Source organism: Kitasatospora sp. NPDC087315 (genome assembly GCF_044744345.1).
GTDB lineage: Bacteria > Actinomycetota > Actinomycetes > Streptomycetales > Streptomycetaceae > Kitasatospora.
Window position 1 is genome coordinate 53261 of sequence record NZ_JBIUYD010000020.1, and the last position, 12964, is coordinate 66224.

A 12964-nucleotide genomic window follows, 5' to 3' on the forward strand; every position below is an offset into this window, starting at 1 on the left:
CGGTACCCAGGACGCGGCGGCCTGCCGCTCGTCCGGCACGGGGGCGTGCGGGGAGAACGGCATGCCGCCGGGGCCCGGGTGCGGGTCAGTGCCCGGTCGTGGTCGTGAAGCCCTCCGGCGCGCGGAGGTCGATCGCCCCGGTGTGGTCGGTCGACACCTCGATCGGCAGGCCCGCCACCGTCAGGCCGGTCACGCGCAGTGCCTCGTACCCGGGCGTGATGTGGGAGCGGACCCGCAGCCGCCGGTTGGGCGCGTCGGCCTCCAGGCCGAGCAGTGCCTGGAGGACCAGCACGGAGGAGGCCGCGGCCCAGGCCTGGGGCCGGCAGGACGCCGGGTACGGGACCGGTCGGGCGTACTGGCCGCGGGGGTGGCCGGCGAACAGCTCGGGGAGCCGCTGGTCGAAGGCCGCCGCGGCGCGGACCAGACCGGCGGCCAGCGGCGCGGCGGCGTCGTGCAGGCCCGCGCGGGCCAGGCCGTGGACGGCGATGGCGCTGTCGTGCGGCCAGACCGAACCGGTGTGGTAGCCGAGCGGGTTGAAGCCGGCCGCGTCGGCGTCGAGGGTGCGCAGGCCGAAGCCGCTGTCCATGCCCGGGGCGGTGAGCCGCCGGGCGACCAGCGCGCTCTCCTCCTCGTCGAGCAGGCCGGTGCCGAGGAGGTGCCCCATGTTGGAGGCGATGGAGTCGACCTTCCGCTTGTCCCGGTCGAGGGCGACGACCGGGTACGGGCCGTGGGCGTCCTCGGCCCAGAAGTGGGCGCGGAAGCGCAGCCGCAGGTCCTCCGCCCACTGCCGCCAGCGGTCGGCGCCCGGCCGGCCGAAGGCGTCCAGCAGCGTGGCCGCCGCGACGGCGGCCTCGTGGGCGTAGCCCTGCACCTCGCTGAGCGCGATGGGCGCGTCGGCGATCCGGCCGTCGCGGAAGCGGATGCTGTCGGAGGAGTCCTTCCAGCCCTGGTTGGACAGGCCGGTGCCGGAGGTGTCCACGTACTCCAGGAAGCCGTCGCCGTCGGCGTCGGCGTGGTGCTCCAGCCAGGTCAGCGCGGATTCGGCGTACGGCAGCAGTTCCTCGACCTGGTCCCCGGGCAGGCCCCAGCGCCAGGCGTCGTGCAGCAGGGTGATCCAGAGCGGGGTGGCGTCGGCGGTTCCGTAGTAGCAGGGCGGCAGTTGGGAGCCGGCGTCGAGGTGCTGCTCCTCGCGGCGGACCTCGTGGAGGATCTTGCCGGGCTGCTCCTCGGTCGCCGGGTCGACGGCCCGCCCCTGCCGGCGGGCCAGGGTGCGCAGCGTCCCGGCGGCGAGGTCGGTGCCGAACGGGAGCATCATCCGGGCCGCCCAGAGGGAGTCCCGGCCGAACAGGGTGAGGAACCAGGGTGCTCCGGCGCCGAGAAAGTGGTCCTCGGGCCGCAGCGGGTCGGAGAGCAGGAGTCCGCGCAGGTCGCGGTGGGAGCGGTCGATCCAGTGGGCGAGGTGGTGGTCCCGTCCGGTCACCTCGGGGGTGTTCCACGGGGCGGCGCCGGCGGAGGGCGCGGGAAAGAGGTCGCCGTCGCGGTGTTCGGCGGTGCACTCCAGGACGGCCTGCCAGCTGGCGCCGGGCGCGAGTTCGAGGTCGAAGCCCAGGACACCGGTGTCGGTGGCGCGGTGGTCGGGTGCCGGTGAGACGGTGAGGGTGGCGGTGAGCGGTCCTTCGGACCAGCGGAGGCCGTCCTGGTGGGCGGCGGGCGCGGTGGCGGGGACGTCGCGGCCGGCCTTGACCTCGTCCATGGCGGCGAAGTCGCTCTCCGCGCGCAGGTCGAGGCGGAGCCGGGCGGTGAGGCCGCCCGCGTTGCGGACGGTGTAGCGCTCGGTGAGGCGGCCGGGCCGGAGCTCGCGGCGGCGTTCCAGGGTGACGGCCGGGTCGGCGGTCAGCTCGGCGAGGCCGCGCAGCACGGTGACGAAGGTGGTCTGTCCGTCGTCGCCCTGCGCGGTGGCGACGGGTGCGTTGGGAACGCCCGGGACGCCGATCTCCAGGCGCGAGAGGAACCGTCGGTCGCCGTGGTAGAAGCCGTCCGCGCCGCCGCCGACCTGGCCGTCCGAGCGCGAGGCGCAGAAGCTCGGGGCGGCCACCGAGAGCTGGGCGTCGTGCAGAAACGGCTGCAGGCTGATCTCTGACATGGCCTCGGCATCCTCGTTTTGGGGCTTGACAGTTGCTTCCATCCGGGCGCAACCTTTCTGTCATTGGAGCGTTCCAAAACACTAACCCCCTGGTGGGGCTAATGGAACACCGTCTTGGAACGCTCCAAGTAATTCGCCGAACGAGACCGAACCCCGGGACCACCGCCATGCCTGCAAGTTCCTCCCCCGCGCCGAAGGCGGGCTCGTCGGTGACGCTCGAGATGGTCGCCGCCCGGGCGGGCGTGGCCCGTCAGACGGTCTCCAACGCCATCAACTCCCCCGAACTGCTCCGCCCGCAGACGCTGGAGCGGGTCCAGCGCGCGATCGACGAGCTCGGCTACCGGCCGCACCGGGCCGCCCAGGCGCTGCGGACCAGGGCCAGCAAGCTCATCGGCTACGGCATCCGGCCGAGCCTGGCGGGCGCCCCGACCCCGGTGCTCGACCAGTTCCTGCACTCCCTCTCCGAGGCCGCCGACCAGGCGGGCTACCGGGTGGTGCTGTTCGCCGCCACCCCCGGGGACGACGAACTGGGCTGCTACCAGCGGCTACTGGACGAGCACGGGGCCGACGGATTCGTCCTGAGCGGCACCGATCGCGGCGACCGGCGTCAGGGCTGGCTGCACGACCGCGGCGTCCCGTTCGTCGCCTTCGGCCGTACCTGGTCCGGCCGGGACGTCGGCGACTGGGTCGACGTCGACGGTGCGGCCGGCACCGCGGCGTCCGTCCGCCGACTGGCCGGGCAGGGCCACGAGAAGATCGGCTTCCTCGGCTGGCCGAAGGGCTCCGGCGTCGGTGACGACCGTGCCCGCGGCTGGCAGACCACCATGCGCGAGCTGGGCCTCTCCATCCGGGGCCGCCGGGTCGAGAGCCTGGACGACCCCGCGAGCGCCACCGAGGCCGCCGAGCGGCTGCTCGCGGGCGGTGCGACCGCCGCGGTGGCGGCGAGCGACACCCTCGCCGTCGGCTGGTACCAGGCGCTCCGCCGCAGCGGCCGCACGCCCGGCCCGGACGCGGCCGTCATCGGCTTCGACGACTCCCCCATCGCCCCGGCGCTCTTCCCCGCGCTGTCCAGCCTCGCCCAGCCGCTCGACGCGGTGGGCCGCGAGTGCATGCGGCTGCTCCTGGAACGCCTCGGCGACGCCCGGCGCCCGACCGAGCACGTGCTGCTCGCTCCCACGCTGGTCCTCCGCGACAGCGTCTGACCGCCCGGCCCGGTCCGCTTCGCCCTCCATCCCCCCCTCCAAGCACCCCCCACCCTCGCAAGGAGAACCTGCATGGCCACCACTCGCACCCTCGCCGCGGCCATCTGCGCGGTCGTCGCCCTCGGCGCCGTCACCGGCTGCTCCTCCTCCGGCGGCTTCAGCGACTCACCGGCCACGCAGGCCTCCGGCGAAGGCCAGAGCCTGAACGTGCTGATAGCCACCTCCGGCGACGCCGAGACCGCCGCGGTCAAGGCCGCCACCGCCGACTGGGCCAAGCAGACCGGCAACACCGTCACGGTGCAGATCGCCAGCGACATCAACCAGCAGCTCGGCCAGGCGTTCGCCGGCGGCAACCCGCCGGACCTCTTCTACGTCAACTCCGACCAGTTCGCGAACTACGCCAAGGGCGGCTCGCTGTACGCCTACGGGGATCAGATCCCCGACGCCTCGGACTTCTCCGAGCAGCTGCGCAAGGCGTTCAGCTACGACGGCAAGCTCACCTGCCTGCCCAAGGACAGCTCCACCCTCGCGCTGGCGATCAACACCACGCTCTGGCAGCAGGCCGGGCTGACCGAGGCCGACTACCCCACCAGCTGGCAGCAGCTCTCCGACGACGCCGCCAAGCTGACCAAGGACGGGACGACCGGTCTGGTCGTCGCCCCGGACTACCAGCGGCTCGGCGCGCTGATGAAGCAGGCCGGCGGCTGGATCACCAACCCCGAGCAGACCACGATGACCGCCGACAGCCCGGCCAACAAGCAGGCCCTGGAGTACGTGCAGTCCATGATGAAGGCCGGCTCGGCCAAGTACGTGGCCGAGGTGGACGCCGGCTGGGGCGGCGAGGCGCTCGGCAAGGGCAAGGCCGCGATGACCATCGAGGGCAACTGGCTCAAGGGCGCGATGGCCGCCGACTACCCGGACCTCTCCTACAAGGTGCTCCCGCTGCCCGCCGGCCCGGCGGGCCAGGGCACCCTCGCGTTCAGCAACTGCTGGGGCATCGCCGCCAAGAGCCAGCACCAGGCCGCCGGCGTCGACCTGGTCAAGCACCTGACCTCGGCGAACCAGCAGATGAACTTCGCCGACGCCTTCGGCGTGATGCCCTCGCGCACCAGCGCGCTGGCCACCTACGCCGAGAAGTACCCGCAGTCCAAGGCCTGGGTCGACGGGGTCGCCCACTCCCAGGCGCCGGTGACCATCCCCGGCTTCAACCAGGTGCTCACGCAGTTCAACACCGATCTGCAGTCGCTGAAGACCGGCGACCCGGCGACCATCCTCGCCAACCTCCAGCGCAACGGCGAGCAGGCCCTGAAGAATGCCAAGTAACAGCACGCCGGGCCGACGAAGCCTGCGTGAGGGAGCATGGGGCTGGCTGTTCGTCAGCCCCATGGTCCTGGTCCTCGGCCTGTTCCTCGTCCTGCCGATCCTGATGGCGCTCTGGGTGAGCCTGCTGCACTGGGACGGCCAGTCCAACCCGTTCAGCGGCCAGGCCGACTTCGTCGGACTGCAGAACTACCGCAACCTGTTCACCGAGGACGGGCTGGACCGCGCCCTCTTCGCCACCTCGATGCGCAACACGCTGTACTACGTGGTGCTCACGGTGCCGCTCCAGACGGTGCTGGCGCTCTTCCTCGCCATCATGGTCAACCAGCGGATGCTGCGCGGCAAGGGAGCGCTGCGGACGGTCTTCTACTTCCCCTCGGTCACCAGCTCGATCGCGATCTCGACGGTCTTCCTCTTCCTCTTCCAGGGCAGCGGCGCCGTCAACCGGATGCTGGGCTGGCTGGGCGTGAAGGGCCCGAACTGGTTCGCCGATCCACGCGGCATCGTCTGGGTCGTCCTCGGCTGGTTCGGCGTCTCCGGCCCCGCGCAGGGCGGGGGTTCGGCGGGCCACGGCCCGCTGGGCCTCTCCTGGTCGGAGTGGTTCTCCGGTCCGTCGGTGGCGATGTGCACCCTCATCCTGATGGCCGTCTGGACGACCTCCGGCACCTTCATGCTGATCTTCCTCGCGGCCCTGCAGAACATCCCCCGCGAACTGGAGGAGGCCGCCGCGCTGGACGGCGTCAACCGGCGCCAGCTGCTGCGCCACGTCACGCTGCCCGCGCTGCGGCCGGTGCTCTTCCTGGTCCTCACCCTCGGGCTGATCTCCACCTGGCAGGTCTTCGACCAGGTCTATGTGATGGGCAAGGGCGCCCCCGGCAACACCACGCTGACGCCCGCGTACCTGTCCTACTCGGCCGGCTTCGACAACGCCGACTACGGGCAGGGCGCCGCCATCGCGTTCGTCCTGCTCGCCATCATCCTGCTGCTCACGGCCCTGCAGCGCTGGGTCCTGCGCGAGCGGGACGCCAAGCCGAAGCGGAAGCCGAAGGGAGCCGGCCGTGCCACACACTGACAAGCCCGAACAGGAGCGGCCGGTCCTCGGCCGCTTCCCGAGGCCGGTACGGATCCTGGGCTACACGGCCCTGGCCGGGTTCGCGCTGCTCTATCTGCTGCCGTTCCTCCTCCAGCTGGCGAACAGCTTCAAGACCGACCCGGAGGCGGCCGCCAACCCGATGTCGCTGTTCCCGGGCGACGGGACGCTCGCCGCGTACCGGCGGCTCTTCGGCCTGGCGGACGGCGTCGCGAACGTCCCGTTCCTGACCTGGCTGGGCAACTCCACGGTGATCGCCGTCCTGGTCACGGCCGGGCGGGTGCTGTTCGACTCGATGGCGGGCTACGCCCTGGCCCGGCTCCGGTTCCCCGGCCGCCGGCTGCTGTTCGCCTTCGTGCTCGCGGTGATGGCCGTCCCGGGCGTCGTGCTGCTGATCCCGAAGTTCCTGGTGCTGAAGAGCTTCGGCATGTTCGACACCTACAGCGGCATGATCCTGCCGCTGCTCGTCGACGCCGCGGGCATCTTCATCATGAAGCAGTTCTTCGAGTCGGTGCCGCGCGAGATCGAGGAGGCCGCCCGCATCGACGGCGCCGGTGTCCTGCGCGTCTTCTGGTCCGTCGTCCTGCCGATGTCCCGCCCCTCGCTGATCACGCTCACCGTGCTCTCCTTCCAGGGCTCGTGGAACGAGTTCACGCACTTCCTGGTCTCCACCCAGTCCAGCGAGCACGACACCCTGACCACCGGTCTGGCGCACTTCGTCTCCGGCGGGCTCGGCTCCGGGACGCAGTACCCGCTCAAGCTGGCGGCGGCGCTGGTCTCCACCATCCCCGTCGCGATCCTCTTCTTCTGCTTCCAGCGCTACTTCGTGCGCGGCGCCAACTCGGGCTCGCTCAAGGAGTGAACCCGGCCGCCCGTCCGCCGTACCGACCGACCCCTGAACCATCCTGGAGAACCACGTGGCCGCCCGTATCGAGGACTACGCGCTGATCGGCGACATGCAGACCGCCGCCCTGGTCGGCCGGGACGGCTCGGTCGACTGGCTCTGCCTGCCCCGCTTCGACTCCCCCGCCGTCTTCGCCGGCCTCCTGGGGACGGACGAGCACGGCTTCTGGCGGATCGGCCCGGCCGGCGCGCCGTCGGCCGACGCACCGCCCGCCGGCCGGCGCCGCTACCGGGGCGACTCGCTGGTGCTGGAGCAGGAGTGGGACACCGCCGAAGGCACCGTCCGGGTGGTCGACTTCATGCCGCCGCGCGGCACCGCCCCGCAGCTGATCCGGATCGTCGAGGGCGTGGCCGGCACCGTCCGGATGCGCTCGGCGCTGCGGATGCGGTTCAGCTACGGCCGGATCGTGCCCTGGGTGCGCAAGGTCTCGGACGGTGACCAGACCCGTACGGTCGCCGTCGCCGGGCCCGACTCGGTGTGGCTGGACGGCGAGGCCGAGACCTACGGCCAGGACCTCACCACCTACGCCGACTTCACCGTCACCGCCGGTGAGCGGATCGCCTTCGCGCTCACCTGGCAGGCCTCCCACCTGGAGGCTCCGAAGGCCCCGGACGCCGAGGAGGCGCTGGCCGTCACCGAGGAGTTCTGGCGCGACTGGGCCGGCCAGTGCACCTACCAGGGCCCCTACCGCGAGGCCGTGATCCGCTCGCTGATCACCCTCAAGGCCCTCACCTACGCCCCGACCGGTGGCATCGTCGCCGCCCCCACCACCTCACTGCCCGAGTCCATCGGCGGCGTCCGCAACTGGGACTACCGCTACACCTGGCTGCGCGACGCCGCCATCACCCTCTCCTCACTGCTGCGCACCGGCTACCGCGACGAGGCCCGCGCCTGGCGCGAGTGGCTGCTGCGCGCGGTGGCCGGGGACCCGGAGAACCTGCAGATCATGTACGGCATCGCCGGGGAAAGGGAGTTGGCCGAGTCCGAGCTCGACTGGCTGCCGGGCTACGAGGGCTCCCGGCCCGTCCGGGTCGGCAACGGCGCGGCCGGGCAGCTCCAGCTCGACGTCTACGGCGAGGTCGTCGAGGCCCTGCACCTCGCCCACAGCACCGGACTGGCCCGCGACGACCACGCCCACCTGCTGCAACTCCGGCTGATCTCCTGGCTGGAGGAGCACTGGCGCGAGCCGGACGAGGGCATCTGGGAGGTGCGCGGCCCGCGCCGCCACTTCGTCCACTCCAAGGTGATGGCCTGGGTCGCCGTCGACCGCACCATCAAGCTGCTGGAACAGACGCCCCACGAGGGCCCGTTGGAGCGCTGGCGCACGCTGCGCGACACCATCCACCAGGACGTCTGCACCCACGGCTACGACGCGGAGCGCAACACCTTCACCCAGTCCTACGGTTCGCGGGAGCTGGACGCCTCGCTGCTGCTGATCCCCCAGGTCGGCTTCCTCCTGCCGGACGACAAGCGCGTCATCGGCACCATCGAGGCGATCCAGCGCGAACTCTCCACCCCGGACGGCTTCGTGCTCCGCTACCCCACCAGCGGGGGCGTGGACGGCCTGCCCGGCGACGAGGGCGCCTTCCTGGCCTGCTCGTTCTGGCTGGCCGACGCCCTGGCGATGATCGGGCGGGCCGACGAGGCACACGAGCTCTTCGACAAGCTGCTGGCCATCCGCAACGACCTCGGCCTGCTCGCCGAGGAGTGGGACCCGCGCGAGAAGCGCCAGGTCGGCAACTTCCCGCAGGCGTTCAGCCACGTCCCGCTGATCGACACCGCCCTGCGGCTCAGCTGAGCCCGGCCTGGAACGAGCGCGCGGAAGGGGAAGTCGGCCGGTCCGACTTCCCCTTCCGCGTTTCCGGCGGAGTCCGGGGGTGTCAGGCCGACGGGTCCACCAGTCCGGCGCGGTAGGCGGTGATCACCAGTTGGACGCGGTCCCGGGCGGCGAGCTTGGCCAGCAGGTGCCCGACATGGGTCTTGACCGTGCCGGTGCTGACGTACAGCTCCTCGGCGATCTCGGTGTTGGTCAGCCCGCGCCCGATCAGCGTCAGCACCTCCGCCTCCCGCCCGGTGATCACCCGCAGCAGCCGCTCCTGTTCACCGCCCCGGGCACCGGCCGACGACGGCGTGGGCCGGGCGGCGAACTCGCGGATCAGTCGGCGGGTGACGCTGGGGGCGAGCAGGGCCTCACCGGCGGCGACCACCCGGATCGCGGCCAGCAGGTCCTCCGGCGGGGTGGACTTGAGCAGGAAGCCGGAGGCCCCGGCGCGCAGCGCGCCGTAGATGTACTCGTCGAGGTCGAAGGTGGTGAGGATCAGGATGCGCACGCCGCTGTCGGCGGTGATCAGCCGGGTGGCCTCCAGACCGTCCGTGCCGGGCATCCGGATGTCCATCAGCACCACGTCCGGGTGCTCGACGCGGGCCAGCCGGACGGCCTGGGCGCCGTCGGCGGCCTCGCCGACGACCTCGAAGCCGTCGGCGGCGGCGACGATCCCGCTCAGGCCGACGCGCACCAGGGTCTGGTCGTCGGCGACGACGACGCGGATCGGCGGACCGTCGCTCATGCCGCATCCGCCCCGGGCGCACCGGCCGGCCCGGCCAGCGGGAGGACGGCGTGGACCCGGAACCCGCCGCCGGGCAGCGGACCGGCGTCCAGCGTGCCCTCGTACAGCCCGACCCGCTCGGCCATCCCGGCCAGGCCGTGCCCGCCGGCCGCGACCGGCCCGCCGCGCCCGGCGTCGGTCACCTCCAGCGCCAGCGCCTCCTCCCCGTAGTCCACGTTCACCCGGGCCGACGCGGCGTGTGCGTGCTTGACGACGTTGGTCAGCGTCTCCTGGACGATCCGGAACGCCGACAGCTCCACCCCCGCCGACAGCTCCCGGACTTGGCCGCGCACCCGCAGCTCGACCTTCAGCCCGGCCTCGGCGCAGCTCGCCACCAGCCGGTCCAGGTCGGCCAGGCGGGGCGCGGGGGGCGGCACGGCGGCCTCGGCACCGGCGTCGCGCAGGACGGTCAGCAGTCCGCGCATCTCCACCATGGCGTCCCGGCTCACCGCCTGGATCGCGGCCAGCGCCTGCTCGGCCTGTGCCGGGTCCCGGCCGATGACGAAACGGCCGTAGCCGGCCTGGACGTTGACCACGCTCATGCTGTGCGCGATGACGTCGTGCAGCTCCCTGGCCAACTGGATCCGCTCCTGGGCGAGTTCGGCCTTGGCGACGTCGGCCTGGTGCTCGCGCAGCGCGGCACTGTACGAGCGGTAGCGGGCCAGCGCGGAGCCGAGCGACCAGGCCGTGACCACCGCCAGCGCGGCCAGCACCAGGTTGTTCCACAGCTCCCGCGAGCCGAACTCGCTCAGCCCGGCGCCGACCAGGCCGAGCACCATGACGGCGGCGCCGAGGCGCGGCGGGCGGGTCGCCGCCACCAGGTAGACGGTCGTCATCGCGGCGATCTCCACCTGGAAGCCGGCCAGGTTGGCGATGGTCAGCTGCCCGGCCACCGCGACGACGACCGCCCACGCGGCGAAGACCGCCCCGGCCGCGAACAGCGGGCCGAGCCGGCGCAGCCCCATGGCCACGCCCACCGCCACCACGCACCCCAGCACCGTCACCAGCTCGGCCGGGGCCGGCTTCGGGTATCCCCGGTGGTGCGGGTCGAACACCCGGTAGGCGTCCAGCACCCGCACCCAGGTGATCAGGGTCAGGACCAGGGAGAACATCACGTCGATCGCCACCCACTGGCCGCGACGCAGCCTCTTGGTCACCGGCGGGTGCGGGGCGTTGGACATTTCCCCAGGCTATCGGCGGGCCCGCGGTCGCGGCATCCCCCGGCAGGCCTATGACCACGGGCGGAGGCCGGGCCCCGCGGGAGGCGGCGGTTCCGCCCGCGGTGGGACGACCGGGCCGGGCGTGGACGGGAGCGTGGAGCCGTCAGGGGAGCCACGCCAGTGGAACCACGTCGACGGAAAGGCACGACGATGATCGAGGTACGCGACCTCACCAAGCGCTACGGGGACGCCGTCGCGGTGGACGGGCTGTCCTTCACCGTCCGGCCGGGGCGGGTCACCGGATTCCTCGGGCCGAACGGCGCGGGCAAGTCCACGACGCTGCGGATGATCCTGGGCCTGGATGCCCCGACCCGAGGTCGGGCACTCGTCAACGACCGGCCGTACGCCTCGATGCGGTACCCGCTGCGCGAGGTCGGGGCGCTGCTGGACGCCGGCGCCGTCCACCCGTCCCGCTCGGCCTACCACCACCTGCTCGGGATCGCCGTCACCAACGGCATCGGCGCCCGCCGGGTCCGCGAGGTGCTGGCCCGTACCGGCCTGGAGCAGGTGGCCCGACGCGGGGTCGGGCGGTTCTCCCTGGGCATGAAGCAGCGCCTCGGCATCGCCGGCGCCCTGCTCGGCGATCCGCCGGTCCTGCTGTTCGACGAGCCGGTCAACGGCCTCGACCCCGAGGGCGTCCACTGGATCCGCGGCCTGATGAAGGACCTGGCCGCCGAGGGCCGGACGGTCCTGATCTCCAGCCACCTGATGAGCGAGATGGCCGTCACCGCCGACCACCTGGTCATCATCGGCCGCGGTCGGCTCGTCGCCGACCAGCCCACCGCCGAGTTCCTCGGCGACAACGCGCGCACCGACGTCCTGGTCCGCACCTCGCAGCCGGCCGCGCTGGCCGGGCTGCTGCGCGGGGCCGGGGCGGCCGTGGCGGAGGAGCCCGGCGGAGCGCTGGCCGTCAGCGGACTGGAACCGGCGGCGATCGGCGACCTGGCCGCCACGCACCGCCTCGGCGTCCACGAACTCACCGTCCGGCACGCCTCCTTGGAGCAGGCGTTCATGGACGTCACCGGCGACGCGGTCGACTACCGCGCCGCCCGGACCGGCGCCGCCGCGATGTTCAGGAGGAAGCAGGCATGACCGCCCCGACCACCCGTGGCGCCCTGGCCGGAGAGTGGGTCAAACTGCGCAGCGTCCGCGCGACCTACCTGTCCGCGCTCGTCGCGCTGGCCGCCGCACTGTTCATCGGCCTGATCGACTACGGCAGCGCCGCCGACAACTGGGACGCCTGGACCGCCGAGCAGCGCGCCCGCTTCGACCCGGTCCGGTACGGCTTCTCCGGCGGCTTCTACGTCGCCGTCCTGGCGATCGGCACCCTGGGGACCCTGGCCGCCTCCAGCGAGTACACCACCGGCCAGATCCGCACCACCCTGGCGGCCGTGCCCCGGCGCGGCCAGGTGCTCGCCGCCAAGGCCCTGGTCGTCGGCGGCGCGTCCACGCTGCTCGGACAGGTCCTGGCGTTCCTGACCTTCCTGCTCGGTCAGCGGGCCATCGACGGCAAGCACCTCGCGGTGTCGCTCTCCGCCCCCGGCGTGCTGCGCGCGGTCGTCGGCTGCGGGGTGTTCCTGTCGGCGTTCGCCCTCATCGGCCTCGCGCTCGGCTTCGTCATCCGGCACACCGCCGGCGCGGTCGCGGCGCTGTTCGGCCTCTTCTTCCTGTCGCCGATGCTGCTCGCGCCGTTCGGTGACGGCGTTTCGAGGTTCGGCCTGCAGAGCGCCTTCGAGGGCCTGGGCACCACCGTCGCCTCGGCGGGCGGCGACACCCGGCTCGGCGCGGCCGGCTGCTTCGCGGCCCTCGCCGCCCACCTCGCCGCCGCCCTCACCGCGGCCGCCCTCACCCTCAGCCGTCGCGACGCGTAGCCGGTCGGCCGGCTGCTGCCTGGAGGAGCCCCCGAACGGGAAGTCGGACCCGCCGACTTCCCGTTCCGCGTTTCAGACGGCTCGCCGGCCGTGGGGGCGGAGGAGTTCAGCCCTGGCCGGCCTGTCGCTCATGGAGCAGGCCCTTTCGCAGGAGTTCGGTGATCCGCAGGACCTGGGAGGTACGGGCCGAGCCGAGGTTGATCAGGTAGGCACCGGTCAACCGCCCGTAGTCCCAGTCCACTTCGAGGGAGGGCAACTTGGCGTCACCGAGAGCGAGGACGGCCGTCAGCTCCTCGACGGCGAAGGCGGCCTCGCGGCGCTGCTCGGCGGTCGCCCGGTTGAGGATCGGCCCCATCAGACCATCTCCCGGTGCGACTCGAACCCCCGCCAGGCCTTCTCCGCGACGGAGAAGGAGGAGAAGCCGCACAGCGATCCGTCGCCGTCTCTCAGCCACTCCCCCGTGATCTCGTTGCGCACCCGGTAGAGCCGGGCGGCGGGATCCCAACGGATCCCGTAGCCGTGGAGCCTGGTGGCCTGAACTCGGACACGATCCATACGAACCCTCCGTACTCGGAATTTCACGGTCTGTGTCCATGTTGGCCTGAAGG

General features: G+C 72.6%; 12 protein-coding genes. 7 read left to right on the plus strand and 5 right to left on the minus strand.

Features of this window, described 5'->3' with window-relative positions:
* Positions 1-85: 85 nt before the first annotated feature.
* Positions 86-2143, minus strand: a complete 2058-nt coding sequence (locus tag ACIO5D_RS26370; RefSeq protein ID WP_400798163.1) for a glycogen debranching N-terminal domain-containing protein — start codon at positions 2141-2143, stop codon at positions 86-88.
* 209 nt (positions 2144-2352) lie between these two features.
* Here ACIO5D_RS26370 and ACIO5D_RS26375 point away from each other — a divergent pair, with 209 nt between their 5' ends.
* The 5 genes from ACIO5D_RS26375 (at position 2353) to ACIO5D_RS26395 (ending at position 8457) form a co-directional block, all read left to right on the plus strand.
* The gene (locus ACIO5D_RS26375) at positions 2353-3345 is read left to right on the plus strand and encodes a LacI family DNA-binding transcriptional regulator (protein ID WP_400798166.1); all 993 of its coding nucleotides are present in this window, start codon (positions 2353-2355) and stop codon (positions 3343-3345) included.
* Positions 3346-3417: 72 nt separating this feature from the next.
* The gene (locus ACIO5D_RS26380; protein ID WP_363613265.1) at positions 3418-4668 is read left to right on the plus strand and encodes an extracellular solute-binding protein; all 1251 of its coding nucleotides are present in this window, start codon (positions 3418-3420) and stop codon (positions 4666-4668) included.
* Positions 4658-5737, plus strand: a complete 1080-nt coding sequence (locus ACIO5D_RS26385; RefSeq protein WP_400798169.1) for a carbohydrate ABC transporter permease — start codon at positions 4658-4660, stop codon at positions 5735-5737. The genes ACIO5D_RS26380 and ACIO5D_RS26385 overlap by 11 nt, the downstream gene beginning before the upstream one ends.
* Positions 5724-6617, plus strand: coding sequence for a carbohydrate ABC transporter permease (locus ACIO5D_RS26390; protein WP_400798172.1), 894 nt, complete (start codon positions 5724-5726; stop codon positions 6615-6617). The genes ACIO5D_RS26385 and ACIO5D_RS26390 overlap by 14 nt, the downstream gene beginning before the upstream one ends.
* 55 nt (positions 6618-6672) lie before the next feature.
* Complete coding sequence (locus ACIO5D_RS26395; protein WP_400798175.1) at positions 6673-8457, plus strand: glycoside hydrolase family 15 protein; 1785 nt, start codon at positions 6673-6675, stop codon at positions 8455-8457.
* Positions 8458-8539: 82 nt separating this feature from the next.
* On the opposite strand, the gene ACIO5D_RS26400 is transcribed toward ACIO5D_RS26395, so the two are convergent.
* Positions 8540-9226 carry a response regulator gene (locus tag ACIO5D_RS26400; protein ID WP_400655934.1) on the minus strand — a complete coding sequence of 229 codons (687 nt, stop codon included), beginning with the start codon at positions 9224-9226 and terminating at the stop codon, positions 8540-8542.
* The gene (locus ACIO5D_RS26405; RefSeq protein WP_400798178.1) at positions 9223-10446 is read right to left on the minus strand and encodes a sensor histidine kinase; all 1224 of its coding nucleotides are present in this window, start codon (positions 10444-10446) and stop codon (positions 9223-9225) included. Before ACIO5D_RS26405 ends, ACIO5D_RS26400 begins: the two co-directional genes overlap by 4 nt.
* A gap of 189 nt (positions 10447-10635) precedes the next feature.
* Between ACIO5D_RS26405 and ACIO5D_RS26410 the strand changes: the two genes are divergently transcribed.
* Complete coding sequence (locus ACIO5D_RS26410; protein ID WP_400798181.1) at positions 10636-11577, plus strand: ABC transporter ATP-binding protein; 942 nt, start codon at positions 10636-10638, stop codon at positions 11575-11577.
* Positions 11574-12356 (plus strand): ABC transporter permease, encoded by a 783-nt coding sequence (locus ACIO5D_RS26415; protein WP_400798183.1) that lies wholly within the window; start codon positions 11574-11576, stop codon positions 12354-12356. Before ACIO5D_RS26410 ends, ACIO5D_RS26415 begins: the two co-directional genes overlap by 4 nt.
* A gap of 106 nt (positions 12357-12462) precedes the next feature.
* Here ACIO5D_RS26415 and ACIO5D_RS26420 read toward each other — a convergent pair whose 3' ends face one another.
* A complete protein-coding gene (locus tag ACIO5D_RS26420) occupies positions 12463-12711 on the minus strand; it encodes a hypothetical protein (protein WP_400655926.1) in 249 nt (82 codons plus the stop codon).
* Positions 12711-12911: a hypothetical protein gene (locus ACIO5D_RS26425; protein WP_363608016.1), complete on the minus strand. Its 201-nt coding sequence runs from the start codon at positions 12909-12911 to the stop codon at positions 12711-12713. The genes ACIO5D_RS26420 and ACIO5D_RS26425 overlap by 1 nt, the downstream gene beginning before the upstream one ends.
* Between the last annotated feature and the right edge of the window lie 53 nt (positions 12912-12964).

Coding starts and splice junctions, on each gene's coding strand:
- ACIO5D_RS26405 (WP_400798178.1), bottom strand. CDS start 10,446: ATGTCCAACGCCCCGCACCCGCCGGTGACCAAGAGGCTGCGTCGCGGC.
- ACIO5D_RS26380 (WP_363613265.1), top strand. CDS start 3,418: ATGGCCACCACTCGCACCCTCGCCGCGGCCATCTGCGCGGTCGTCGCC.
- ACIO5D_RS26420 (WP_400655926.1), bottom strand. CDS start 12,711: ATGGGGCCGATCCTCAACCGGGCGACCGCCGAGCAGCGCCGCGAGGCC.
- ACIO5D_RS26370 (WP_400798163.1), bottom strand. CDS start 2,143: ATGTCAGAGATCAGCCTGCAGCCGTTTCTGCACGACGCCCAGCTCTCG.
- ACIO5D_RS26415 (WP_400798183.1), top strand. CDS start 11,574: ATGACCGCCCCGACCACCCGTGGCGCCCTGGCCGGAGAGTGGGTCAAA.
- ACIO5D_RS26410 (WP_400798181.1), top strand. CDS start 10,636: ATGATCGAGGTACGCGACCTCACCAAGCGCTACGGGGACGCCGTCGCG.
- ACIO5D_RS26425 (WP_363608016.1), bottom strand. CDS start 12,911: ATGGATCGTGTCCGAGTTCAGGCCACCAGGCTCCACGGCTACGGGATC.
- ACIO5D_RS26385 (WP_400798169.1), top strand. CDS start 4,658: ATGCCAAGTAACAGCACGCCGGGCCGACGAAGCCTGCGTGAGGGAGCA.
- ACIO5D_RS26400 (WP_400655934.1), bottom strand. CDS start 9,226: ATGAGCGACGGTCCGCCGATCCGCGTCGTCGTCGCCGACGACCAGACC.